Genomic DNA, 23,348 nt, shown 5'->3' with positions numbered 1-23,348 from the left:
TCATGAAGCTATCTCAAACTTAGCCATGCCTATTTCAGTAAATTTGTTAAGCAAATAACACTTGAGTAGCAGTTCCTTCTCACGATTAATTTCAGATTTGCTCCTAAAACTAAACCCAAATATTCGCTTCAACCTTGAGAAAAATCCTTCAATATACGATCTTTTTCCGTAATTTACTTCTTCTTTCCATCTTTTTATACCATTCTCACCATGTAATTTCATTAACTGAATAGCGGCATTTCTATCAAGCATATAATCCAATTTTGGATGCTCTGCTGCGTTGTTTTTCGGAGGAATTTTCGTTTTTATACCATATTGATTACACAGCTTATAGAGCTTTTCTCTGTCATATGCCCTATCTGCATATAGTACTTTTATGACATACTGAAAATCGACTTCTTTTAGCAAATCACAAGCTCCATAGTGATCAGAGTAGACACCGTTACTGTATTTTACAGCTATGGCTTTTTTGCTGTTTGTATTCAACATTACATGCAATTTTCTTGTCTGTTCATAGCTGCGATACTTTCTATCTTCGCTATTTTCTTTGCTATGACCAGGAGTGTTGTTGTATATACTAATTCCTGTACTGTCTATAGCAATTTCGATATCTTCCATATTATTTTTATCAATTCTGCAATCATTGATCTTAATATTGAGTTTCTTAAACCTTCTTGATGATTGTGAATAGCTGATAACTTGCAAATTTTTCCCAATTTGCTCAAGGTATCCTGCTATAAACCCAACTGTTTGCCTCAGGCCTATTCTAAATAAACAAGTTATTATGTGCACCAAAATTACAACTTTATCGCTATAAATATTGTTGCCACCTGGTATTTTTGGACCATTCTCGTACCACTTTTCTATGGCTTCGTTGATATAATGAAAAATATTTCCTCTTTTTTCTAGAAATTTGTTATATTCGCTATGGTTACTGACCCTCATTTTTTGTGGCATATTTTTTCTTTCAAGGTTAAATGGCTATTTTATAATGAATTTTGTCAGTAGCCACCAGATTTTTCAGTTGCTATGCAACAAAGCCCACTGGGATCCAGATTGGGCACTAAGTTGGTAAACACGAAAGCGATTAATCCTTTACAACGTTTTTGATGGAACTGCGCGAAAGAACTGGATGCCAGTGTCACGCACTGGCATGACACCCATTTCTTCCTATAGTTGTCTTTTCTCGTCTACCTTATTTTGCCACTCTGCTGAACAGATACATAACATTTGCTATACAGAAACTCTGCGATACCAAAATAAATAAAGAGGTACGCCACTTGCAGTGAATAAGCTTGCGATCAGCAAGGTATTCACAGAAGTTTCAAATATTACCCAGCAGCAAAAGGTTGTTGCTATACTGCCAATTAAAAATTTGTAACAACTCTTTTCTTGCACAATAACTTTGAGAAAAGCAAGACTGCATGCAAGGTAAACAAATAAAAATGAAACTACAGAAAAGTCGATAATTGATGTGATCTGCTTAGCAAAATTGTTGCTTGAAGTGAGGATTAGTAAAGTTGCAGTTCCAACTGAGCTAGTTGTTATGCCCCAGAAAGGAGAACCGTGCTTGTTTCTTTGAGCAAAAAACTGTGGCATCAGTTTATCTTTTGCAAGGCCAAGGGCCACTTGTCCACTAGCTAGTACCCAAGCGTTTAAAGTACCAACACAAAAAATGAACGCAGTTATAGAAATAATCAAGTGCCAATTGCCAGAGGCCATAATTTTTATTGCGTCAACATATGGTGCTCTTGAACTTGCTAAATCATTGCCATTTATTAATCCCATAATTGCAAGATTGTTGATAAAATACACAACAGCAACAGAGATTGTTCCAAGTACCACAGCTCTTGGTATTGTTCTAGCTGGATTATCAACTGACCCTGCAGGTGCTGTTGCCAATTCAACTCCAATAAAACCCCATAGAGTAATAAGTGTAGAACGGGCAAGAATCTGCGATGTTGTAAGATTTGATATTTCTTCACTTATGATGAAGTTATTTCTATCAAAAAAAAACAATGCTGCTATAGGTATTACAAGCAATACAGAAATTTTTATCACCGTCAATAAAAACTCAACACGTCCAGCAGTAGCTACTCCTCTAAAATTTATTAGTGTAATAATTGTAAGTAATAACATCTCTAAAAACAGATGTACGTTTTGAATATCTTCATGGAAAAATGGTGTAAGATAACCAACACCCACAACTATTACGGCTGTTGTGCTAACCCATGAGATCACCCAATACGTCCAACCAACAAAAAAAGCTGCAGCAGGGCCAAAAGCATGCTTTACATAGACGTGAGGGCCACCCGTTTCCGGAAATTTTGCGCAGAGTGAGGCAAAAACTAAAGCAAGAGATATAGCACCAAGCCCTGATATTATCCAGCTTATAAGGCTATACATGCCATATGGAGCAAGGCTAATTGGAAGCATAAAAATTCCAGAGCCAATTTGGCTGCTAATCACTAAGGCAAAAATAGCCCAAAAACCTATTTTATTTGACACAATAATTCTTATCTAAATAGATTAACAATATACCCTAAACTCAGAAATTTCAATTGATCTTTTAACATAAAAACTTGCATTTTTTTCAATTTATTCCTAAAATAGATTATATTAACAGATTATTAAGAGGGGGTTATGAATCCGAGATTAAAAGCATTTTTGATTGTTTGTAGTATTATTGCATTTTTGATTGCACTTTTGTTTCTCGTGTATTATTTAAATCTTCTTGTTAACTATATCCTTGACCCGATTCTAGTTCGTCCCTTTGAAAGATTATACAAAAACTTAATTGTTGATGGTCTTTATGCCTATTTATCTACAAGCACTTCTAGCCCTGCACTAGCATTTTTGGCTACAGGTTTTATTGTTATTGCTGCGTTTATTTGCCTGAATAAAATGCTTCTTCCCTTGCAAGAGAAGATCATAAACAACTATACCTCCTTTAAAAACAACAATATTGATAGCAATAGCATGTTGTTTGAGGTTTATAAAGATCCAACAATAAAATTAAAGGACAAAATCTTATTCTTCAGTATACACTTGATATATTACCTACAGCTTCCATTTTTGTATATTGCATCAAAGGTATCAGCTCTACGTGGGTTTCTTATATTTAATTTTGGTTTATTATTGTTAAATTATGCACTGCTAATTCCAGTAGCACTTCTTGAGTTAATAAAATATCCATCAGTAAAACTCTTTTCACCTTTGGGTTTGAATGTAAAGCAGCTAAGCTTTTTGTTTAATGTAAGTGATGTGGGTACTAGTAGTCAGAGCGTTCATACTAGAAGTTTTCAGCAAAGCGTTATTGAATGTGCCAAAAAATTAAAGGAAGAACATGGTACGCCGTTAAATGAGTTGGATGAAGAGTTTAAAAGTTATATAAGCGGTTTAACAAGTCAGCAAAAACGAATGATAGAACCTTATCTAAGATTGGATAGTTATGAAACTGGGGAGTGGGTAAATTGGGTAGATTCACAAACCGGATTGACATTGACACAGGCTATAAATTTAGTTTTAATTGCGGCAAGAGAGCAAAATGCAGACGTAGAACTATTGAAATCTATATTACTGGTTCGCTTTGAAGAAAGTAACCGCCAATGTGGTCCTGGAATGCTTCTCCGTATTATTTATGCATTAAGTGGCCTTGAAGCAGAAAACAACTTTGCAGCTCAACTGGAGCCTCAGCTAATGGGGAAGTTGGCTGGTAATGCTACTAAAAGATTTCTTGAGAAATATGTGGATAAGCACTACCATAAAATAAAAGTTTTGAAAGAAAATTTTGATAATTTGTATTCACCAAGTTCTGGGGTGGATTTGAGCAACGTGAGTGATGAAGTAAAGGACGGCATTTCTTATACAAGAGATGCTATAAAAGAATTCGTGTTTAAGGAATTATATGTAAAGTTTTATAACGACTATGGGGAGCATATTCAGAGAGGGCAGATAAAACAAAGGTTAAGGGAGTTAATAACGGATGAAGTCGTAGACGCGGCAATATATTCTAAAATAGATGAAATAGAAATCCCTGCAGAACCACCTACTTATCTTGAAAGAGTAAGAGGTTGTCCGGAAACTAGTAAATTCAAGCATATTCCCTCTTTAACATAACCCTACTCATAGCTAGGTATATGAAATTCTCAGTGGATGTTGTGAGTAAATCATACTCCTTCGATAGCCTTCTATTCCTATTAACCCAAGCAAAAGTCCTTTCTACAACCCATCTTCTTGGCTGTACTTTAAACCCTTGTTCTCTTGTTGGTAGTAGCTCAGGTGGCGTATCTTTGTGCACCCAAAATCTACATGGAGGCCTTGTAACAATTTCAATATCTATGTCATATTCTTCCTTTATGTGATTCTTTAAATTTCTTCCTTGGTATCCCATGTCAGCCCACATTTTTTTAACTTTAGTATATTTTGTTCTCATATTGTTTAATGCTATTTTAATACCATCTCTATCATTTTCGTTAGCAGCGCCTACGTAACAACCTAGTATAAAACCCTGAGTGTCTGTAATTATATGCCTTTTTCTACCCTTTACTTTTTTACTTCCATCATAGCCTTTGATCCCCCCTTTTCTGTAGTCTTTACAGATTGACTATCTACTATACAGGCACTCGGCTGCTCATTCCTTCCTATTTTTCTTCTACTATATTTTGTAATTTCATAATTCATTTTCTCAAAAATTCCCTGCTTCTTCCATTGCCTGAACTGCTCATACACAGTCTTCCATAGCGGAAAATCATTTGGTAAATACCGCCATTGACACCCTGTACGCAATACATAGAAAATTGCTTCTAATATTTCTCTTTTGCTATACTTTGGCGGCCTTCCTCCTTTCTTGTATGATACTCTGAAGTGTTTTTCTATTCTTGCCCATTCCCTTTCGCTTAGATCTGTTGGATACTTTTTTCTCATCTTTACCCCGTACTAAAATTTCAGATATTATAGCCTTTTACTTGTTTCCGGACAACCTCTAAAAGCATTTTTTGGAGGTCATGCAAGGTCTTCTGCTGCTTAGTGGTTTAGTTCGTGCTATATAGCTAAACTAACTTAGATTTACTGACAATTTTAAAACAACAAATTCGTCATTCCGCTACTAGTTAGCGGAATCTATACCGCGAATGAATCCATAGCTGTACGAACATTGTGATTTGAGAGCAATTTCCATAAGGGAGGGTGTCATTCCAGTGCCAAGCACTGGAATCCAGCCTTTATTATGCAGCCACTTGGTTGAAATTAAGTCTTCTGGATCCCAGTGGGCTTTGTTGCATCGCTCTTCGGATAGTAGGTAACGTACAATAAATTCATGAAGCTATCTCAAACTTAGCCATGCCTATTTCAGTAAATTTGTTAAGCAAATAACACTTGAGTAGCAGTTCCTTCTCACGATTAATTTCAGATTTGCTCCTAAAACTAAACCCAAATATTCGCTTCAACCTTGAGAAAAATCCTTCAATATACGATCTTTTTCCGTAATTTACTTCTTCTTTCCATCTTTTTATACCATTCTCACCATGTAATTTCATTAACTGAATAGCGGCATTTCTATCAAGCATATAATCCAATTTTGGATGCTCTGCTGCGTTGTTTTTCGGAGGAATTTTCGTTTTTATACCATATTGATTACACAGCTTATAGAGCTTTTCTCTGTCATATGCCCTATCTGCATATAGTACTTTTATGACATACTGAAAATCGACTTCTTTTAGCAAATCACAAGCTCCATAGTGATCAGAGTAGACACCGTTACTGTATTTTACAGCTATGGCTTTTTTGCTGTTTGTATTCAACATTACATGCAATTTTCTTGTCTGTTCATAGCTGCGATACTTTCTATCTTCGCTATTTTCTTTGCTATGACCAGGAGTGTTGTTGTATATACTAATTCCTGTACTGTCTATAGCAATTTCGATATCTTCCATATTATTTTTATCAATTCTGCAATCATTGATCTTAATATTGAGTTTCTTAAACCTTCTTGATGATTGTGAATAGCTGATAACTTGCAAATTTTTCCCAATTTGCTCAAGGTATCCTGCTATAAACCCAACTGTTTGCCTCAGGCCTATTCTAAATAAACAAGTTATTATGTGCACCAAAATTACAACTTTATCGCTATAAATATTGTTGCCACCTGGTATTTTTGGACCATTCTCGTACCACTTTTCTATGGCTTCGTTGATATAATGAAAAATATTTCCTCTTTTTTCTAGAAATTTGTTATATTCGCTATGGTTACTGACCCTCATTTTTTGTGGCATATTTTTTCTTTCAAGGTTAAATGGCTATTTTATAATGAATTTTGTCAGTAGCCACCAGATTTTTCAGTTGCTATGCAACAAAGCCATCCCAGTGTCTAGGCACTGGGATGACACCATTTGCTGTGCAATTTACCTTCAAAAATGAATGTTCGTACAGCTATGGAATGAATCGTGGTATGACGCGTTAGCTATAGCTTTGTCTTCCCTTTTCTGAATGGCTTGCAAGCTGCTATCTCTACAAAAACTATATTTTTCTTCAGAAGAGAGTTATATTGTAACTATGGACAAAATAATCATAAAAAAATTTGGTGGGACTTCGCTAACTGATTTAAACCGAGTTGCAAATTTGATAAAAAACGATATTGAGAAAGGTTGTAATGTAATCGTTGTTGTATCTGCTGTTGCAGGATTTACTGACCAAATGGTTTTTCAGGCTAGGCAAATCTCAAATTTAAGTTATAGACAAGAGTTATCAGAGTATGACGTTATGCTTTCAGCAGGAGAACAAATCTCTTGCGGTCTATTAGCTATCACTCTCCAATCGATCGGAGTTAATGCTAAATCGTGGCTTGCCTGGCAGTTACCAATTGTAACTGATGATTTTTATTCTGAGTCTAAAATAAAAACAATAAAGATTGAACGTGTGAAAAGATCTTTTGCTGAGGGTTATACTGCTGCGATCATTGCTGGTTTTCAGGGTATAAATGATGATAGAATCACTACTTTTGGAAGAGGAGGCTCTGATATATCAGCAGTTGCCTTCGCGGTAGCCTTTGGTGTTAGAACTTGCGAAATTTTTACTGATATTGATGGAATATATACAGCAGACCCGAGAATTGTTCCAAAGGCACGCAAGCTCAAATTTATCTCTTACGATGAAATGTTGGAAATGTCGTCATCTGGTGCTAAAATACTGCATAATCGTTCAGTACAACTTGCAATGAAACATAACATTAAAGTGCAAGTGCTATCCACTTTTAAGGAAGTAGAAGGCACCACAGTGCTACACAAAAGGGATGTACTAGAGAGATACTTAATTACTGGAATAACTTATAGCACTAATGAAGCTCTTGTAACTTTCACTAACCTTGCAAATAACTTGCGTACTTTAAGAGATATAGCAGGAGCAAACGTTAAAATTGATATGATACATGGGTCAAGTTTTGTTATCTCCAAATTTGATATTGATTTAATGGAAAAGTTACTGAATAAGAATGAAAATTATGCTATAAACGATAATGTAGCTAAAATTTCAATAATTGGTATTGGTGTTATGTCTAACACTGAAGTGATGCACCGCACACTCAAGGTTTTAAGCGAAAAAAAGATAGAAATACTTGCTATCACAACATCTGAAATCAAAATCAGTATAATTGTTCAAAAAGAATGCGCTGTAGCTTTAGTCAAAGATTTACATACTGAGTATGAGCTTGATATGCAGCACTAGGATAGGCTTGACGTCCAGTTGTCTAAGAGTATGTCTTGAAAAGGAATGAGGAAAAAAATATGATAGTGTAAGTAAAAAATAGGAGGGAAAATTGTATCCAAGTGATATAAGTGATAAGGAATGGGAAATTTTGGAGCCACATGTTGCACAAGGAAAGATAGGGAGGCCAAGAAAGCACAATATCAGAACAATTATTAATGCAATAAGGTATATAATGAGAGGTGGTTGTCAATGGAGAATGCTGCCGAAAGATTTTCCTCCATGGAAGACGGTGTATGACTATTTTCTCAGGTGACGTAGTAATGGCAAATTGGAAAAAATACATAATATGCTAGTAAAAGAGGTAAGAAAAATGTTTGGTAAAAATGAAACACCTTCAGTAGGAATAATTGACAGTCAATCAGTAAAAACCACTCAAAAAGGGGATCCAGAGGATATGATGCTGAAAAAAAAATAAAGGGTAGAAAACGTCATATTGTTGTAGATACAGTGGGCTTAATTATTGCGGCTGATGTTCATAGTGCAAGTGTTCAAGATCGTGATGGTGCTCTAAATCTTTTCACTCAAGCTAAATACAAGGCTCCAACTTTACGTAAGTTTTTTGCTGATCAAGGATACATAGCAAAACCGCTGTTTATTGGAGACAGGATACGATTACCAAGAAAGCTGTTGATGTTACAGGATTTTTCGACAATCTGGACCACAATTTAGCACTGCAGGCTATCAAGAAGCACACAGACTGCAAATGGGTCATACTGTATGTTGAAAGGTGGATGAAATCCCCTATTCAGCAAGCAGATGGCAGTAAGGTAGTTAGGGAAAAAAGGAGTTCCGCAAGGAGGTTCAATAAGCCCAATCATTTCAAACATATTTATGCACCATGCATTTGATATATGGATGAAACAAAATCACCCAACAGTACCATTTGAAAGATATGTGGATGATGCGATAGTGCACTGCAGAACTAAAAGACAGGCAGAATTTATGCGAGCAGCAATTGAAGAAAGATTGGCACAATGTAAGCTAAAATTGCAACCTGATACCAATGCCATTCCAAAACTCCATCATTATACTGCCTTAGTATAACCTTCTCACTTCTATTGTCTATTTGTTTGTTATGTAATAGAAATTGGTATGAGATTGAAGAATTAAGTGTGAACGGTTACAGAATTTTTGCCAGGAGAAACATATAGTTGAAGTAATTCAGATTTGTAAGATATGTTTATCTGCAATTATAGCTTCAACAGTAGGCAATGTTGCTTTTAATTACCTCAACATTTTCTCTTGGCAATTCTTTAATGAACCGAGAAGCGCGCATCGGTTGCCACTGGTTGTTAATTTCCCTCCTATCTGCACATGAAATGATTAACCTTTCCTTTGCCCTGGTTATGCCAACATATGCAAGTCTTCTTTCTTCTTCTAAAGCTTTACCACTTTTGTCATCAAAAGATCTTTGATGAGGAAATAATCCCTCTTCCCAACCAGGTAGAAACACGCACGGGAATTCAAGTCCTTTGGCTGCATGAAGAGTCATAACATATACGGTGTCATCGTTATTCATATTATCCACTTCCATCACCAGACTTATATGCTCCAAGAAAGTTGTGGCATTATCGAAATTTTTTAAAGATGAGATGAGCTCTTTAACATTTTCTATTCGTGCTAAGCCTGTTACCTCCTCATTTTCAAGCATTTCAATATATCCTGATTGGTTTGCTACGATTTTAACGAATTCATGCAGTGGTTTTACGCTTACTATTTCTTCCCAAGCTTTAATTTTATTTAAAAAATCGTTGAGTGAGAGTTTAATTCTTTCGGTTACCTGATTACTATTAACTAATATTTTTGCTGCCTCAAAAAAAGAAATTTTGTTATCCTGAGCAGTCGTGTATATTTTCTTTAGAGTTGTAGCTCCTATGCTTCTTTTTGGCCGATTTACTATCCTTTCGAAAGCTAAGTCATCGTTATTGTTTGTAACAAGTCTTAAATATGCAATTATATCCCTGACTTCCTGACGTTCGTAGAATTTTACGCCACTTATAATCTTGTAGGGAATTGAATATTTTATAAAATACTCTTCGAGAACTCTAGTTTGAAAAGTGGCCCTTACCAGCACTGCAATGTCACTAAATCTGTATTTATTGAGTTTCAATATCTGTTCGCTTATGAACCTTGCTTCAGCTTTCCCATCCCATAATTTTATTAGATTTACCTTTTCCCCTTCAATGTTTGTTGTCCACAATTTTTTTTCTAAGCGAGTCTTATTGTGATTGATAACATATGACGCAGTTGCAAGTATGTGGGATGTTGACCTGTAGTTACACTCTAGTTTAACGGTTTTTGCATTTTTAAAATCATCAGAAAACTTCAAAATATTTTCAACTTCTGCACCACGCCAACTATATATCGACTGGTCATCATCTCCTACACAGCAAATATTTGAGTGCTCTTTTGCAAGGTATTTTAGCCAAAGATATTGTATCGCATTTGTATCTTGATATTCATCTACCATGACATATTTAAACTTGTTTTGGTAGTAGGACAGAACTTCGGTCTTTTGATTAAAGAGCTGTATGTTATATAGCAATAAGTCACCAAAATCGACAGAATTAAGGAATTTCAACCTTTCCTGATACTGGTGATAGACCTTGAGTGCAGTTACATATACTGGCCTAAATGATTGAATATCTTCCACTTCAGATGGCAATAAGCACTTCTCTTTCCATTGCTGAATAATATTCATAATGGTCTTACATTTTTCTGATAGGTAATCAGGATTTATTTCATTGATAATATTTTTTATTACCTGTAATTGGTCATCCACACCAATGATTGTAAAATTGGGGTTTAAGCCCACAATTTCTGCGTGCATGCGCAAAATTTTTGCTGCAATTGCATGGAAAGTGCCAAGCCATGGTATGTTTGTGCCCGTTAGCTCAAGTACCCTTGATACCATCTCATTTGCTGCTTTATTTGTAAATGTAACTGCTAATATCTCATCAGAATAAGCGTGACCGTTTCTAATTATGTGTGCTATTCTTGAAGTAATCGTTCTTGTTTTTCCCGTCCCGGCTCCTGCCAGTATCAAAACTGGTCCATCTATGTTAGTTACAGCTGATTGTTGTTCTGGATTTAGCAGTGAGAGATAATCGTTCATCGTAGCCCTATAGATTATAACTTCGTAAAGTTAAACCTATGATTGAAATATTGTAAAGGTTTTATTGAATAGAACAGTTAAAGAATGCTTCACTCAAGTACTACATATTTAAACGTAGGTTTTACATCTATTTTGTTTTAGTAGTTTCAGGTGTATGTCGAGTAACAACAACTTGATTTGAGGTATTGGCACCAGAACTTCTGCTTGTTGGGTGGATAAGTGGAGTTTGGAATGGCTTATATGTACGCCTTCATTTCTATTTCTTCAGCTTTATAATAATTTAAAATGGAGCTGGAGCTTTGTAGTACAATGTTTTCAAACGTTTAATATAATATTGACTTTACCACGATAGTCACTTTAAATTAGTAACTATTGTTGCAGTTAAAGTATCGATGCCTTTTTTCTTTTATTTTTTTGCAATTCTCAGCATTTTATCTGCTGTATGCGTAATTAGTGTAAGAAATCCTGTGCATGCAGTATTATTTTTAATTTTCACCTTCGTTAACTCTGCAGTTCTTTTCATTCTCCTTGGAGCTGAGTTCATTGCTATGATGGTGATGATAGTATACATCGGTGCGGTTGCGGTGTTGTTCCTCTTTGTAGTTATGATGCTCGATATTGACTACATAAGGTTGCGCCAGGGTTTTGCAAAGCATTGCACTCTTGGTGCTATGTTGTGTGTTGTGTTTTTTCTAGTCATCAGCTTTGTAATCCGCAGCTCAGCACCGAATATAAGCAATGTTATAAACTATAATACCAATAATGTGAAAGCTATTGGTAATTTGCTGTATACCGACTACATGTACGCTTTTCATCTTTCTGGTATTCTGCTGCTTGTTGCAATTGTCGGTGCAATTGCTCTTACTTTGCAGGACAAGAAAAAAGGAGTTAAAAAACAGAATGTATTAAAGCAATTGACACAATCTTCATCTGTAAAATTGATTAAGGCTAAATTTGGAAAAGGAGTAGAATGGAAATAGGATTAAATCACTTTTTGATAGTTGCTGCTGTTTTGTTCACTATTGGAGTGTGCGGTATTTTCATCAACCGTAAGAGCATAATCAATATATTGTTATCAATAGAAATATTATTGCTGGCAATTAATATCAACTTAGTTGCTTTTTCTGCCTTTATGAATGATATAGTTGGGCAAATTTTTGTGATGTTTGTGTTGACTGTTGCGGCAGCAGAGTCAGGAGTTGGGCTTGCAATATTGGTTGTATATTATAGAAGCCGTGGCAATATAGATGTTGAACAAGCAAATTTAATGAAAGAATGAAAGTATGATGGATATACTGAAATTAATAGTATTTTTGCCACTTTTTGGTTCGCTATTTGCAGCACTTTTTAGAAAAAGTCAGTTAGTTACAACGGCAGGGATTGGAATATCTGCAGTTTTATCTTGGTATGTTTTTCTCACCTTCTCTGAAAATTATCACTTGAGTTTATTTCCTTTGTTTTCATTGAGCATCTTAAAAGTAAATTGGGCAATTAGTGTGGATGCTCTCTCATCCTTAATGCTTATTGTTATTACCACCGTTTCACTGGTAGTACATCTCTACTCTATCGGTTATATGGAGCATGATAAGGGGAAGTCGAGGTTTTTTTCTTACCTATCGCTATTTACGTTTTGCATGATTGTGCTGGTTGTAAGCGATAATTTCGTGCAGCTTTTTTTTGGCTGGGAAGGGGTTGGCCTATGTTCTTATTTACTCATAGGATTTTGGTTCCAAAAATATTCTGCAAATAATGCAGCAATTAAAGCATTTGTTGTGAATAGGGTAGGAGACTTTGCACTATTGATTGGAATCTTTCTTATTTATTATACATTTCACTCTTTGAATTTTACTGAAGTTTTTGACACAACTGATCTTCTTGGCACGCAGAACATTAGGGCATTCTGCTGTGAATTCAAAGTAACTCATATAATATGCATATTACTTTTTATTGGCTGTATGGGTAAATCTGCACAGCTTGGTTTACATGTTTGGTTGCCAGATGCAATGGAAGGGCCAACTCCTGTTTCTGCACTTATTCACGCAGCAACGATGGTAACAGCAGGTATATTTTTAGTAGCAAAGTGTTCTCCATTGTTTGAGTTATCAAATGTGGCACGAGAATTAATAGTTATCGTTGGAGCACTCACTGCTTTTTTTGCAGCCACCGTTGCAATTACTCAGAACGATATAAAGAAAATAATTGCTTATTCAACCTGCAGTCAACTTGGTTATATGTTCATGGCATGTGGGCTTTCTGCTTACAATGTTGCTATTTTTCATTTAATGACACACGCTTTTTTTAAAGCTCTACTATTTCTTGGTGCTGGCAATGTGATTCATGCAATGCATCATGAGCAAAACATTCAGAAAATGGGAAATTGCTGGAAGAAAATCCCTTGCACTTACGCTCTCATGTGGATTGGATCTCTTGCGCTTTCTGGGATATTCCCATTTGCAGGTTTTTATTCAAAGGATTTGATAATTGAACATGCTTATAGCACGGATAGCTTTGCTTTTGTAATAAGCTTAGTTGTTGCATTCTTCACAGCGTTTTACTCTTGGAGGTTATTGCTTCTTGTGTTCCACAGCCAAAAACAAAGTAAAATTAATATACATGAGGCACCAAAGATTATGCTTATACCATTACTGATACTCGCTTTTGGATCAGTATTTTCTGGAATATGGGGAGCAAATATTTTGAACATAACTAGTAATGCGTTTTGGAAATCAAGTTTAGTGATGATTGATGAGCATGGAGTTCATAATTTCTTTATAAAACTACTGCCAACCTTAACAAGCCTAAGTGGAATAGCACTTGCGTACCTAATTTACCAATATCAAGTAATTAGGCAAATTAAGAGTAAATTTTTACTTAAGTTTTTGCAGAATAAATGGTACTTTGATGAGGTGTATGAGTTTGTTATAATTGCACCGATAAGGTTTATATCTAGGCTTCTATGGAAGTTTGATGTTAAGGCTATTGATTCATTTGGACCAAATGGTGTTGTAAGGTTGGTTAATGAATGTTCAAAAAGTTCTATAAAGTTACAAACTGGTTATATATTTGATTATGCATTTATTATGTTTGTTACTTTAATAATCGGTGCTTTATATATTATTGGAATTAAATAGAAGGTGTTGTTACTTAGTATATTTTTGCTTCCACTGATAGGAGCATTGATTTTATCCTTAATCAGGATTAATCATCAATCTATACACTTAAGATTCCTTGCCCTATTTTTTGCTGTACTTCCATTTTTGCTTAGCATTGTAGCTTGTATAGAATTTGATTATAACGATGCGGACTTTCAGTTTGTCAGCTACCCAATTAGAAATGTTGGAATAGGGATAGATGGTATATCGTTGCTTTTCCTTCTGCTTACAACTTTCTTGTTTGTAATTTGTATACTCTACAACTGCAAAATGAGTTATACGACCCTAAAAGCCTATATGGCATTATTTCTACTGCTTGAGAGTGTTGTAGTCGGTTTTTTCGTTTCACTGAATGCTATAAGCTTTTATGTGTTTTTTGAAGCTGTTTTAATACCAATGTTCTTTATTATTGGCATTTGGGGAGGAAAACACAGGGTATATGCAACGTTTAAGTTGTTTCTTTATACATTAACTGGCTCATTATTATTTCTACTTGGATTGGTGTACATCTATAGCACTTTTGGGACGTTTAATATACAAAAATTAGCTACATTAGTGCCAAGCCTTGATCTTGAAGTGCAGTCATTGCTGTGGATTGCATTTTTTATTTCTTTTGCAATAAAAGTACCGATGTTTCCATTTCACACTTGGCTTCCTGATGCGCATGTACAATCACCAACTTCTGGATCTGTGATTTTAGCTGGCTTGCTTATTAAAATGGGAGGATATGGATTTTTAAGGTTTTCTATTCCAATGCTTCCTCAGGCAAGTTTGTATTTTTCAAATTTCGTTGTTGTGCTGAGCATTATTGCGGTGATATATGCTTCGCTAGTTGCGTTTGCTCAAGATGATATAAAGAAGTTAATAGCTTATTCTTCAATAGCACATATGGGGATCGTTACTGCTGGCCTCTTTTCATTTTGTGAGGAAGGAGTACTGGGTAGCATATTTCAAATGATTAGTCATGGCCTTATTTCTGCTGCTTTATTTTTGTGTGTTGGAATGCTATATACTCGAACTGGAACTTTGGAGATTGCAAAATATTTTGGCATAGTAAACACAATGCCAAAATTTGGTTTTATGTTCATTTTATTTTCAATGGCTTCAATAGGGCTACCTGGAACATCTGGATTCATAGGTGAGTTTTTGGCTATGGTTGGAATGTTTAAGAGCATAGGGTTTTTTACAGGATTTATCGCACTTGGCACTATTTTAAGCGCAGTTTATATGCTGAATTTATGTAAGCAAATAATATGGGGGGTTAGCTATTCTAAATTATTAAATAACCGTTTGGATAGCATAGAATTTTCTGTCTTAATTCTGCTTGCAGTGTTTGTTATTTTGCTTGGATTTTACCCAACCCTTGCACTGAATTATTTGAAGCCATGTATGGCAAATTTGTTAGTCAAATATAATGCGCTATGAATTATATACAGATATTGCCGGAAACGTTCTCTATTATCTCCTCGTTCGTGTTGCTGCTGCTTGGGATTATATTTAACCGCCGAACTATCAACTTATTAGCACTTGGCTGCACAGTGGTAACTTTGATTATTTTAATTCTTTCGGCAGAAAACAATGAAATTTTTCTCTTTAATTCGTTGTTAAAACTCAATTTATACATCAGGTCAGCCCAAGGGTTAATTCTCAGCACAGGAATTTTAATACTTTTGATGCTGAATTTATCAAAATATGACTATAAGTATGAATTTTCAATGCTGATTCTTTTTGCGCTATTTGGCATGATAACTTTGGTTTCAGCAAATAGTCTGATTTCTTTTTATTTAGCTTTTGAGTTGATGAGTATATCTTTGTATGTTCTTGCGAGCTTTAATAAAGATTCGATTTATTCATGTGAAGCAGGAGTGAAATATTTTACACTCAGTGCATTATCTTCCTGCATTATGCTATATGGAATGTCGCTGCTTTATGGATATACAGGACAAGTCAATTTCTCTGAGCTCGGTTCATTCTTGCAAAACCATCAGATAACTTATGGAATAGTTTTTGGGTTAGTCTTTGTCCTAATTGGTTTGTGTTTCAAGCTTGCTATTGCTCCTTTTCATATGTGGGCTCCAGATGTCTATCAAGGTGCACCTACCATAGTAACTGCGTTTTTTTCTACGGCCCCAAAAGCTGCACTTGTAACATTTTTAATTCGATTGATGAATGAAGAGTTAGTAAATGTAAAAAGTTATGTTCAGCCTATTTTCTTATACGTTTCAGCATTGTCTGTGCTTATCTCAGCTTTTGGGGCCTTACGTCAGCAAAACTTAAAAAGGCTGCTTGCTTACAGTTCAATTGGTCACATTGGTTTTATATTTGCTTCACTTTCTATTTTTACACAAGCAGGAACAGATAGTGCCTTAATGTATCTGGTGATATATATCATCACAAGCATAGGGCTATTCTCATATCTCGTACAAATTGACGATGACGATTGTGATATTGCAAATTTATCTGGTATAGGGAAGAAACGCCCAATTGTAGCATTTCATCTTTCTGTGCTGTTACTCTCAATGTCGGGAATACCTCCACTTGCAGGTTTTATCGCTAAATTTTTTATATTCAAAAGTTTAATAAATTCTGGCTTTATCAGCCTGTCCTTGATCCTTGTAATAGCAAGTGTTGTATCGTGTTACTATTATCTAAATATCATAAAAGCTATGTATTTTGATAAAGCTAGTGGTAATAAGGTTGCTTATTCTAAGGGTCTATTCATTATCACTTCAGTGGCTTCACTGATCAACCTCGTTCTTTTCTTGTACGTTTTACTCACTCATTGAACTAAAGGACTGACAAGGTGATCCCTGAGGGCTTTCATATTCATCATTACAAAGAAGTTTCAAGCACTAATAAAGAAGCGTTGGATTTAATTGATAAAGGAATATCAAATGAAACTATTATTGTTGCTGATAAACAAACAGAGGGTAGAGGGCGTACCGGAAAAAGTTGGATTTCTCCAGAGGGTAATTTTTATGCGAGTTTGGTAATAAACCTCTTTAACGATTATCTGAATGAAAGCCAGCTTTCGGTGTCATTCCAGCGCGTGACGCTGGAATCTAGAAATCAAGAAGAATGGTCAAGCACACAACTGTACAAACGTTGTGGTATTCCCACCAAGGATGATGTCATCCCAGTGCCCAGACACTGGGATCCAGAAAACTTAATTACAAATGGGCACATCAGGCAACTGTGTAATAAGAACTGGATTCCAGTGTCACGCACTGGAATGACACCACATACCACCTGCAAATTGCAATGTTCGCATAGTTATGTGTCAAGCACTGGGGAAAGTACTGGGATGATAGAAAGAGGTTTAATGAATCAAGTTAGCAAATTAACAGAATTGACTTTTGTTACTGCTCTTGCTGTTGGAAATGCTATACTGTCATTTATAAATGGTCTAAATCTCCAGTATAAGTGGCCAAATGATGTCCTTATTGATGGCAAGAAAATAAGTGGAATATTACTTGAAAAAAGATCCAATTCGAATTGGATCATTATAGGAATTGGAATTAATGTCAATCATGCACCACTTCCAGGAACAACGTGCATTAGCAATTACGGTGAATCTGTGTCTAACATGGATCTGTTAAAGGAATTAATAATAAATTTTAATAAGCTAAGAAAGCAATGGCTATTTGACGGGTTTTATGCTATAAGAGAAATGTGGTTAAAAAAAGCATTCAAAATGAATGAGCAAATCAGTGTAAAGTTAGCTGACAAATTGTATGAAGGAATTTTTGCTGATATAGATGAAAGTGGTAAATTGGTGTTGCAGCAAAAGGATGGAAGCTTAATTTATTTTGATGCAGGTGAGTTATTTATTGATAATGCATTATGAATACATATGTAATTTTTGCTTACCTTATTAGTTTTACGCTGATTGCTGGAGAGCTAATTTTTACCATTTCTTGCTATACTAAAAGTAGAAAAATTCTAGAAAGCCTGAAAGATAATCATGAAGAAGAAACATAAGCGATTACTTATAACTTCAGGAATTTTCTGCTTTTTAAGCTGCATAGTCTTTTTTATTTTAACAACGCTCAAAGAAAACATCTCATTTTTCTATACAGTAAGTGAGGCAATAGTTTTACAAAATAGTCAAAAACTAATCCGTGTTGGTGGAATGGTTGTTGAAAATAGCGTGATACGGAGCGAAAGTGAAGTAATTTTTCAAATGACAGATTTTAACAAAAGCGTTGTGGTAAAATATCAAGGGATACTTCCACCAATGTTTTCAGAAAAAAGTGGTGTTGTTGTGCAAGGTAAAATGTTTGATAATAGTACTTTTCTTGCAGATACAGTGTTTGCAAAACATGATGAGAACTATATGCCGAAAGTTTTAAAATAGATTTCCTAACTCAGCTATATTAAAATAGCATATGGAGAAGGTAACAGCCTGATATCAGGCTATTACCTTTTTTATTAAAGCAATCCGTTCTCTTCACCAGTAATATGGAGTAATGGAGGAGCTTCTCCAATATCTGGAATCGAATTCCTAAGATCTGCAAGTTCACTATCTATACTACTTGTCTTGCTGTCTATACTATCTATGGTTGATGATAATTGTGTTATTATACCACTTTGAATTGCACTATCCATATTTTCGTCATACTTATTAATGCTGTTTATCAAGCCATCATAAAAATTTTTAAGGTGCTTTATGGTCAATGTAATTTGTGGCATCTTATCAATCTCTTCTTGTGTCATATCTTTAGTTATATCAAATTCTTCCTTTGTTTTACCACTGACAATCTTCTTTATTACTGGCTTTTCGAAGCTTGGTTTATCAAACGCCGGTTTCTGAAGTTGCAATGCATTATTTGATTCAACTTCTTCACTAGAATATAATTTTATATTTTTATTCATAATAGTTACCTCCTATAAAAAAACTACTTATCTTTATAAATCATTACTATACAAATAACAGTGAGTCATTATTAATATCTACTATTGTAAAATCTGGAGCTTCTGCAATGCCTGGCATATCGTCCTTGATTTGCTTGAGCATCTCAATCATTTCCTTGTTCTGTTTACTCTGCTCGTCAAGCTTACCCCTTTCTTCTGTTAGCATGTCATTTAATTGACTGATAGAGTTGCTATTGTTATGCAATACATCATCCAATTCAGGAACGAATTTCGTGTTCAGCTCTGCGATTAATTTATCTAAAGCTTTGTGGACATAACCAAGCTGCGCTGGATTTCGCGCAACTGTTTCATCATAACCTTTAGGTTTGGTGTTAACTTCTATTTTGCTTATTACTTTAAGTTCGTTTTTGCTTTCTTGTTTACTATTATTCATGCTAACTCCTATAAAAAATTATAATTTTAAAATTAATCCAGCTACATTGAAATGGTATGTGAAAAAAGTAATAGCCCAGTGGGTTATTACTTGCTCATTTGGTGTATGTTATCTAAAATCATCTCGAGATTACGTCTTTGTATCTATAGTATATCTTCTGCCTGTGTTGGCGAGAAGTATGGCATATCTTCCTTAATTTTAGTGATGCTCTCCGTTATTTCTTTTGTTTCCTTACCTATATTATCTATAATTGTTGATAATGGGTTTATTATATCATTTTCAATACTAGAACTTATACTGTCATTGTATTCGTTGATATTGTTTACCAGGTTATCATAAAAAACTTTAAATCTAACAACATTTACCATCATTTTTTCATCAATTTCTGCAGTATTGATATCGTTGGTGAGATCAACCACTTTTTGTGCTCTATCCTGAAATTGCGGAATTTTCGGTTTTTCGAATGTAGGTTTGACAAATTTAGGTTTTTGAAGTTGTTGCATTTCTTCAGTCATACGGTCTCCTATAAAAAGTTAAAAAGTAAAAATTTTAATTATGCAAGTATTGACGAATCATAAGGATATATATCGCCATCTTCTGCTGTAAGAATTAGGTCATGTGCAGAATATGGCATATCGTCCTTGATTTGCTTGAGCATCTCAATCATTTCCTTGTTCTGTTTACTCTGCTCGTCAAGTTTCCCTTTTAATGCATCAATAATAGCTTTAGACTGATCTTGATTGCCAAGATCACCAATCACAGCTGTTACTTTCTCATAAGGCAGTTTGTGAATGATGTCTTTAAGCTCTTCTGCACCTACGTTATCCAAAAGTTCTTTAAACTGCTCATTAGACATATTGCGAGCAAAAGCTTGAAGTTTTTCTGGGTTGTCAGCTAAAGACTTAATGATAATCTGAATCCTATTAGAATCAGTTAAATCCTGAGCAATTATGCCAAGTTTATCATGATCAAGCTTATTAACTAAGTCTTTCAGTTGGTCTTCTTGCAGACTATTTACTAAAGCTTTCAACTGATCACCTTCTAATTCTTTGGAGAGTATTGTCAAGTGGTGCTCAGCTAAGTCTTTTGCAAGCACTGTAAATTGCTCGTCATTTAAAGTTTTAATAAGTGCTTTGAACTGATCCACTTTTAAGTGAGGTAAAATTTCTTTTACTTGCTCTGAATTTAATTTTCTCACTAGAGCTTCAAGCTGAGTATCATTTAAAATAGGAACAATTATTTGTAACTTTTCTGGATTTAGTTCCTGAGCGAGGGTTTTTAGCTGGTGATTGGTTAGATGATCTACTAAAGCTTGGAGTTGTTCATCTGTTAAGTTCTCTGCTAAAGCTTGCAACTGGTTTGAACTCAGTTCAGGAATGATTTTTTGCAGTTGCTCGTTACTAAAAGTATTGGTAAGAGTTTTTAGTTGGTCGTCTGTTAGGCCCTGAATAAAAACTTTGGTAAACGTGCTTGATAGCAACAGTAGCACATCTCTTATATGTCTCTCACCGTAGTATAACATAATGTCTTGTAATACCTCATTGTCAGGTGAATCGATTATATTTCCTGCTTCGTCTGAAAAATAATATTTATTGTTGCCAGTATCTGAATCTTCCCATGTTACATATTTGTATTCCAATTTTTTTGATTTAATAGAACTGCTACACATAGTTTTGAAAGGCTGCACAAGTTCTCTTGTATATGATAACTTAGCCAACTCATTACCGTAATATACAAATGTATGGTTACTTTTTACATAATCTAAGTTAGAATCACTTTTATAATCTTTGGCTACCAGATTTCCTTCATTTTCTTCCTCCAGACATATGTAACTGTCTAGGCAAGAACTGCCGCAAAGTTTTATAGGTAATAAGCCTAGTGCTACATCGTTTTTATCATCCAGCGATACAAGCTCAACTTTTTTAATAGACATTGTAGGATCATAACCTTCAGGCCACTTTATCAATTTAGTCGGGGTTTTTCTAAACACCTCTTTTCCAGGTACCATCTTAAAAACATGCTTTTTTCCACTCATAGGCGTTACCAATAAATTAATTGTTAGTATTCTAACATTTATTGATTAATTTATTGTTAAGTTGGTATATATTACAATTGTAATAACCAACATTACTTGTGTAGAGAAAAGTTACGAAAAGAAATAGGGATTTTCAGGGAAGTAGTATAAAATCCTCATAGATTAAAATAAGCTGCTTTGACAGGTTTTGTGGCGGCTAGAGCTAATATAGACTGGTGGAGGCAAGCGGGATCGAACCGCTGACCTTCTGCGTGCAAAACAGATGCTCTACCAGCTGAGCTATACCCCCAGGTAATTCTTGCTTAAAGCATAAATCACTCAGGCTGAAATGCAAGAAATATTTATCTATTAGGCTATTGCTAAATAGCGTACAAATTCTGCAGGGTGTACACACTTCTCTATTTTTTTGTCTCCTTAGCGTTATACGTCACACCATCCAAATAAATCTGTGAACTGAAAATTAACAAGAAGTTTTCCTTTGGAAATTTTTTTAAATTATTCATAGATTTTTTAACTAAATTATCACTAACGCAGTATATTATATAATTTATTTAACCACACATGAAAATTTTAGTTTGATTAAAACGGATAAAAACTGTATTGATGTTTAGTATAGCTGAAAAATGAAATGATCCCGTAGCTCAGCCGGTAGAGCAACTGACTTTTAATCAGTGGGTCACGCGTTCGAATCGCGTCGGGATCACTCACAAATTTTGAAAAACATGCTAAAAGAACAAGACAAAATATTCACCAACCTAAATGGTAAAGGAACTCCACTACTTGAGGGTGCAAAAAAACGTGGTAGCTGGCAAAAAACAAAGGAATTACTGGATTTAGGATCAGAAAAGATCATTGATGAAGTAAAGAAATCTGGTTTGAGAGGTCGAGGGGGTGCAGGATTTTCCACCGGCCTTAAGTGGAGCTTTATGCCCAAGAATCTTCCAAAAGCATATTTAGTAGTCAATGCAGATGAGTCAGAACCTGGTACATGTAAAGATAGAGATATATTGCGATATGAGCCACATAAGTTACTTGAGGGAATTCTCCTAGCCGGCAAAGCGATCAGCGCATCAGTTGCGTATATTTATATCAGGGGTGAATTTTATAATGAATATTTAGTTCTGAAAAAAGCACTTGAGGAAGCCTATAAAGAAAACTTAATTGGAAAAAATGCCTGCAAATCAGGTTATGATCTTGATGTATTTATCCATAGGGGTGCAGGAGCTTACATATGTGGAGAAGAAACAGCTCAACTTGAATCAATTGAAGGAAAAAAGGGCTTTCCTCGCATGAAACCTCCATTTCCCGCAGGTGTTGGACTTTTTGGCTGTCCAACCACAATAAACAACGTTGAAACTATAGCCATGGTTCCAGATATTCTAAATCGCGGAGGAGAATGGTTTGCATCTCTTGGTAAACCAAATAATACTGGTACTAAGATTTTTTGTATTTCAGGACATGTAAACAACCCGTGTAATGTTGAAGAAGAGCTCGGAATTCCACTACGTGAATTGATTGAAAAATACGCAGGTGGAGTGCGAGGGGGTTGGGATAATTTACTTGCTGTAATACCTGGTGGGTCTTCAGTGCCATTAATTCCAAAATCTATATGCGATACTATTGAAATGGATTTTGATTCATTAAGAACTGCACAATCAGGGCTTGGTACTGCTGCTGTAATAGTGATGGATAAATCAACTGATATAATAGCTGCAATAGAGAGGTTATCACACTTTTATATGCATGAGTCCTGTGGACAATGCACACCATGCCGTGAAGGTACTGGATGGATGTGGAGGATTATGAAGAGGATGGTGGCAGGAGATATTAAGCCTGATGAAATAGATAAGCTGCTTGACCTTACAACTCAAATAGAAGGACATACAATTTGCGCGCTTGGCGATGCTGCAGCTTGGCCGATTCAAGGATTAATAAGACATTTTCGCCATGTTATCAAAGAGAGAGCGATAATTTAAC

General features: G+C 35.1%; 24 protein-coding genes, 2 tRNA genes and 1 pseudogene. 17 read left to right on the top strand and 10 right to left on the bottom strand.

Annotation, left to right across the window (positions count from 1 at the left end; all coding sequences use genetic code 11):
• Together OPR21_RS07860 and OPR21_RS07855 are read right to left on the bottom strand one after the other, a co-directional pair.
• Nucleotides 1–957, bottom strand: coding sequence for an IS5 family transposase (locus OPR21_RS07860; protein WP_265029812.1), 957 nt, complete (start codon nt 955–957; stop codon nt 1–3).
• A 276-nt stretch (nt 958–1,233) separates the two neighbouring features.
• Nucleotides 1,234–2,508 carry an APC family permease gene (locus tag OPR21_RS07855; protein WP_010082345.1) on the bottom strand — a complete coding sequence of 425 codons (1,275 nt, stop codon included), beginning with the start codon at nt 2,506–2,508 and terminating at the stop codon, nt 1,234–1,236.
• 135 nt (nt 2,509–2,643) lie between these two features.
• Here OPR21_RS07855 and OPR21_RS07850 point away from each other — a divergent pair, with 135 nt between their 5' ends.
• A complete protein-coding gene (locus tag OPR21_RS07850) occupies nt 2,644–4,119 on the top strand; it encodes a hypothetical protein (RefSeq protein ID WP_265029927.1) in 1,476 nt (491 codons plus the stop codon).
• On the opposite strand, the pseudogene OPR21_RS07845 reads toward OPR21_RS07850, so the two are convergent.
• Together OPR21_RS07845 and OPR21_RS07835 are read right to left on the bottom strand one after the other, a co-directional pair.
• Nucleotides 4,094–4,926, bottom strand: a pseudogene (locus tag OPR21_RS07845) (IS5 family transposase). The gene OPR21_RS07850 and the pseudogene OPR21_RS07845 overlap by 26 nt on opposite strands.
• Before the next feature lie 389 nt (nt 4,927–5,315).
• A complete protein-coding gene (locus OPR21_RS07835) occupies nt 5,316–6,272 on the bottom strand; it encodes an IS5 family transposase (protein WP_265029812.1) in 957 nt (318 codons plus the stop codon).
• 41 nt (nt 6,273–6,313) lie between these two features.
• Between OPR21_RS07835 and OPR21_RS07830 the strand changes: the two genes are divergently transcribed.
• The 6 genes from OPR21_RS07830 to OPR21_RS07810 all read left to right on the top strand — a co-directional run bounded on the left by OPR21_RS07830 (nt 6,314) and on the right by OPR21_RS07810 (nt 8,805).
• Nucleotides 6,314–6,460 (top strand): hypothetical protein, encoded by a 147-nt coding sequence (locus OPR21_RS07830; protein ID WP_265029926.1) that lies wholly within the window; start codon nt 6,314–6,316, stop codon nt 6,458–6,460.
• Nucleotides 6,461–6,552: 92 nt separating this feature from the next.
• Nucleotides 6,553–7,719, top strand: a complete 1,167-nt coding sequence (locus tag OPR21_RS07825; protein ID WP_010962950.1) for an aspartate kinase — start codon at nt 6,553–6,555, stop codon at nt 7,717–7,719.
• A gap of 91 nt (nt 7,720–7,810) precedes the next feature.
• Nucleotides 7,811–8,014, top strand: coding sequence for an IS5 family transposase (locus OPR21_RS07820; RefSeq protein WP_007549940.1), 204 nt, complete (start codon nt 7,811–7,813; stop codon nt 8,012–8,014).
• A 33-nt stretch (nt 8,015–8,047) separates the two neighbouring features.
• The gene (locus tag OPR21_RS07815) at nt 8,048–8,176 is read left to right on the top strand and encodes a hypothetical protein (protein ID WP_255317429.1); all 129 of its coding nucleotides are present in this window, start codon (nt 8,048–8,050) and stop codon (nt 8,174–8,176) included.
• Nucleotides 8,119–8,430, top strand: coding sequence for a transposase (locus OPR21_RS08640; protein WP_081420825.1), 312 nt, complete (start codon nt 8,119–8,121; stop codon nt 8,428–8,430). The genes OPR21_RS07815 and OPR21_RS08640 overlap by 58 nt, the downstream gene beginning before the upstream one ends.
• A 162-nt stretch (nt 8,431–8,592) precedes the next feature.
• Nucleotides 8,593–8,805 (top strand): hypothetical protein, encoded by a 213-nt coding sequence (locus OPR21_RS07810; protein ID WP_065094389.1) that lies wholly within the window; start codon nt 8,593–8,595, stop codon nt 8,803–8,805.
• A gap of 154 nt (nt 8,806–8,959) precedes the next feature.
• On the opposite strand, the gene OPR21_RS07805 is transcribed toward OPR21_RS07810, so the two are convergent.
• On the bottom strand, nt 8,960–10,876 hold the full coding sequence (locus OPR21_RS07805) for an ATP-dependent helicase (RefSeq protein WP_265029925.1): 1,917 nt from the start codon (nt 10,874–10,876) through the stop codon (nt 8,960–8,962).
• 392 nt (nt 10,877–11,268) lie between these two features.
• Between OPR21_RS07805 and OPR21_RS07800 the strand changes: the two genes are divergently transcribed.
• Genes OPR21_RS07800 through ccmE form a run of 8 tightly spaced genes read left to right on the top strand, consistent with a single transcriptional unit; the run spans nt 11,269 to nt 18,385 of the window.
• The gene (locus OPR21_RS07800) at nt 11,269–11,856 is read left to right on the top strand and encodes an NADH-quinone oxidoreductase subunit J (RefSeq protein WP_006279581.1); all 588 of its coding nucleotides are present in this window, start codon (nt 11,269–11,271) and stop codon (nt 11,854–11,856) included.
• Nucleotides 11,847–12,155, top strand: coding sequence for an NADH-quinone oxidoreductase subunit NuoK (gene nuoK, locus OPR21_RS07795; RefSeq protein WP_006012916.1), 309 nt, complete (start codon nt 11,847–11,849; stop codon nt 12,153–12,155). The genes OPR21_RS07800 and nuoK overlap by 10 nt, the downstream gene beginning before the upstream one ends.
• Before the next feature lie 4 nt (nt 12,156–12,159).
• A complete protein-coding gene (gene nuoL / locus OPR21_RS07790) occupies nt 12,160–14,007 on the top strand; it encodes an NADH-quinone oxidoreductase subunit L (protein WP_049973600.1) in 1,848 nt (615 codons plus the stop codon).
• Between the two features lie 3 nt (nt 14,008–14,010).
• On the top strand, nt 14,011–15,453 hold the full coding sequence (locus OPR21_RS07785) for a complex I subunit 4 family protein (RefSeq protein ID WP_006279584.1): 1,443 nt from the start codon (nt 14,011–14,013) through the stop codon (nt 15,451–15,453).
• Nucleotides 15,450–16,814: an NADH-quinone oxidoreductase subunit N gene (locus OPR21_RS07780; RefSeq protein WP_236514391.1), complete on the top strand. Its 1,365-nt coding sequence runs from the start codon at nt 15,450–15,452 to the stop codon at nt 16,812–16,814. Before OPR21_RS07785 ends, OPR21_RS07780 begins: the two co-directional genes overlap by 4 nt.
• A gap of 17 nt (nt 16,815–16,831) precedes the next feature.
• Nucleotides 16,832–17,875 (top strand): biotin--[acetyl-CoA-carboxylase] ligase, encoded by a 1,044-nt coding sequence (locus tag OPR21_RS07775; protein ID WP_006279586.1) that lies wholly within the window; start codon nt 16,832–16,834, stop codon nt 17,873–17,875.
• Nucleotides 17,872–18,009: a CcmD-like small membrane protein gene (locus tag OPR21_RS07770; protein WP_006279587.1), complete on the top strand. Its 138-nt coding sequence runs from the start codon at nt 17,872–17,874 to the stop codon at nt 18,007–18,009. Before OPR21_RS07775 ends, OPR21_RS07770 begins: the two co-directional genes overlap by 4 nt.
• Nucleotides 17,993–18,385, top strand: a complete 393-nt coding sequence (gene ccmE, locus OPR21_RS07765) for a cytochrome c maturation protein CcmE (protein WP_006279588.1) — start codon at nt 17,993–17,995, stop codon at nt 18,383–18,385. Before OPR21_RS07770 ends, ccmE begins: the two co-directional genes overlap by 17 nt.
• 74 nt (nt 18,386–18,459) lie before the next feature.
• Here the strand turns inward: ccmE and OPR21_RS07760 are convergent, their stop codons facing one another.
• From OPR21_RS07760 to OPR21_RS07740, 5 genes are all read right to left on the bottom strand, one after another.
• Nucleotides 18,460–18,903: a hypothetical protein gene (locus tag OPR21_RS07760; RefSeq protein ID WP_077188372.1), complete on the bottom strand. Its 444-nt coding sequence runs from the start codon at nt 18,901–18,903 to the stop codon at nt 18,460–18,462.
• A 46-nt stretch (nt 18,904–18,949) separates the two neighbouring features.
• The gene (locus OPR21_RS07755; RefSeq protein WP_077188373.1) at nt 18,950–19,336 is read right to left on the bottom strand and encodes a hypothetical protein; all 387 of its coding nucleotides are present in this window, start codon (nt 19,334–19,336) and stop codon (nt 18,950–18,952) included.
• A gap of 143 nt (nt 19,337–19,479) precedes the next feature.
• Entirely contained in the window at nt 19,480–19,851 is a 372-nt protein-coding gene (locus OPR21_RS07750) for a hypothetical protein (RefSeq protein ID WP_265029924.1), read from the bottom strand.
• A gap of 38 nt (nt 19,852–19,889) precedes the next feature.
• The gene (locus OPR21_RS07745; RefSeq protein WP_265029923.1) at nt 19,890–21,371 is read right to left on the bottom strand and encodes a magnesium transporter MgtE N-terminal domain-containing protein; all 1,482 of its coding nucleotides are present in this window, start codon (nt 21,369–21,371) and stop codon (nt 19,890–19,892) included.
• 213 nt (nt 21,372–21,584) lie between these two features.
• A tRNA-Ala gene (locus OPR21_RS07740) sits at nt 21,585–21,660 on the bottom strand.
• A 341-nt stretch (nt 21,661–22,001) separates the two neighbouring features.
• Between OPR21_RS07740 and OPR21_RS07735 the strand changes: the two genes are divergently transcribed.
• Both OPR21_RS07735 and nuoF read left to right on the top strand, forming a co-directional pair.
• Nucleotides 22,002–22,074: transfer RNA gene (locus tag OPR21_RS07735), tRNA-Lys, on the top strand.
• A 19-nt stretch (nt 22,075–22,093) separates the two neighbouring features.
• Nucleotides 22,094–23,347, top strand: coding sequence for an NADH-quinone oxidoreductase subunit NuoF (gene nuoF / locus OPR21_RS07730; protein WP_077188376.1), 1,254 nt, complete (start codon nt 22,094–22,096; stop codon nt 23,345–23,347).
• Nucleotide 23,348 lies beyond the last annotated feature (1 nt).

The organism is Wolbachia endosymbiont (group A) of Philonthus cognatus (assembly GCF_947251755.1).
Taxonomy (GTDB): domain Bacteria; phylum Pseudomonadota; class Alphaproteobacteria; order Rickettsiales; family Anaplasmataceae; genus Wolbachia; species Wolbachia pipientis.
This window is presented reverse-complemented; position numbering and strand designations above follow the sequence as displayed.

Coding starts and splice junctions, on each gene's coding strand:
- OPR21_RS07860 (WP_265029812.1), bottom strand. CDS start 957: ATGCCACAAAAAATGAGGGTCAGTAACCATAGCGAATATAACAAATTT.
- OPR21_RS07850 (WP_265029927.1), top strand. CDS start 2,644: ATGAATCCGAGATTAAAAGCATTTTTGATTGTTTGTAGTATTATTGCA.
- OPR21_RS07835 (WP_265029812.1), bottom strand. CDS start 6,272: ATGCCACAAAAAATGAGGGTCAGTAACCATAGCGAATATAACAAATTT.
- OPR21_RS07825 (WP_010962950.1), top strand. CDS start 6,553: ATGGACAAAATAATCATAAAAAAATTTGGTGGGACTTCGCTAACTGAT.
- OPR21_RS07815 (WP_255317429.1), top strand. CDS start 8,048: ATGCTAGTAAAAGAGGTAAGAAAAATGTTTGGTAAAAATGAAACACCT.
- OPR21_RS07810 (WP_065094389.1), top strand. CDS start 8,593: ATGCACCATGCATTTGATATATGGATGAAACAAAATCACCCAACAGTA.
- OPR21_RS07805 (WP_265029925.1), bottom strand. CDS start 10,876: ATGAACGATTATCTCTCACTGCTAAATCCAGAACAACAATCAGCTGTA.
- OPR21_RS07800 (WP_006279581.1), top strand. CDS start 11,269: ATGCCTTTTTTCTTTTATTTTTTTGCAATTCTCAGCATTTTATCTGCT.
- nuoK (WP_006012916.1), top strand. CDS start 11,847: ATGGAAATAGGATTAAATCACTTTTTGATAGTTGCTGCTGTTTTGTTC.
- nuoL (WP_049973600.1), top strand. CDS start 12,160: ATGATGGATATACTGAAATTAATAGTATTTTTGCCACTTTTTGGTTCG.
- OPR21_RS07780 (WP_236514391.1), top strand. CDS start 15,450: ATGAATTATATACAGATATTGCCGGAAACGTTCTCTATTATCTCCTCG.
- OPR21_RS07770 (WP_006279587.1), top strand. CDS start 17,872: ATGAATACATATGTAATTTTTGCTTACCTTATTAGTTTTACGCTGATT.
- ccmE (WP_006279588.1), top strand. CDS start 17,993: ATGAAGAAGAAACATAAGCGATTACTTATAACTTCAGGAATTTTCTGC.
- OPR21_RS07760 (WP_077188372.1), bottom strand. CDS start 18,903: ATGAATAAAAATATAAAATTATATTCTAGTGAAGAAGTTGAATCAAAT.
- OPR21_RS07755 (WP_077188373.1), bottom strand. CDS start 19,336: ATGAATAATAGTAAACAAGAAAGCAAAAACGAACTTAAAGTAATAAGC.
- OPR21_RS07750 (WP_265029924.1), bottom strand. CDS start 19,851: ATGACTGAAGAAATGCAACAACTTCAAAAACCTAAATTTGTCAAACCT.
- OPR21_RS07745 (WP_265029923.1), bottom strand. CDS start 21,371: ATGAGTGGAAAAAAGCATGTTTTTAAGATGGTACCTGGAAAAGAGGTG.
- nuoF (WP_077188376.1), top strand. CDS start 22,094: ATGCTAAAAGAACAAGACAAAATATTCACCAACCTAAATGGTAAAGGA.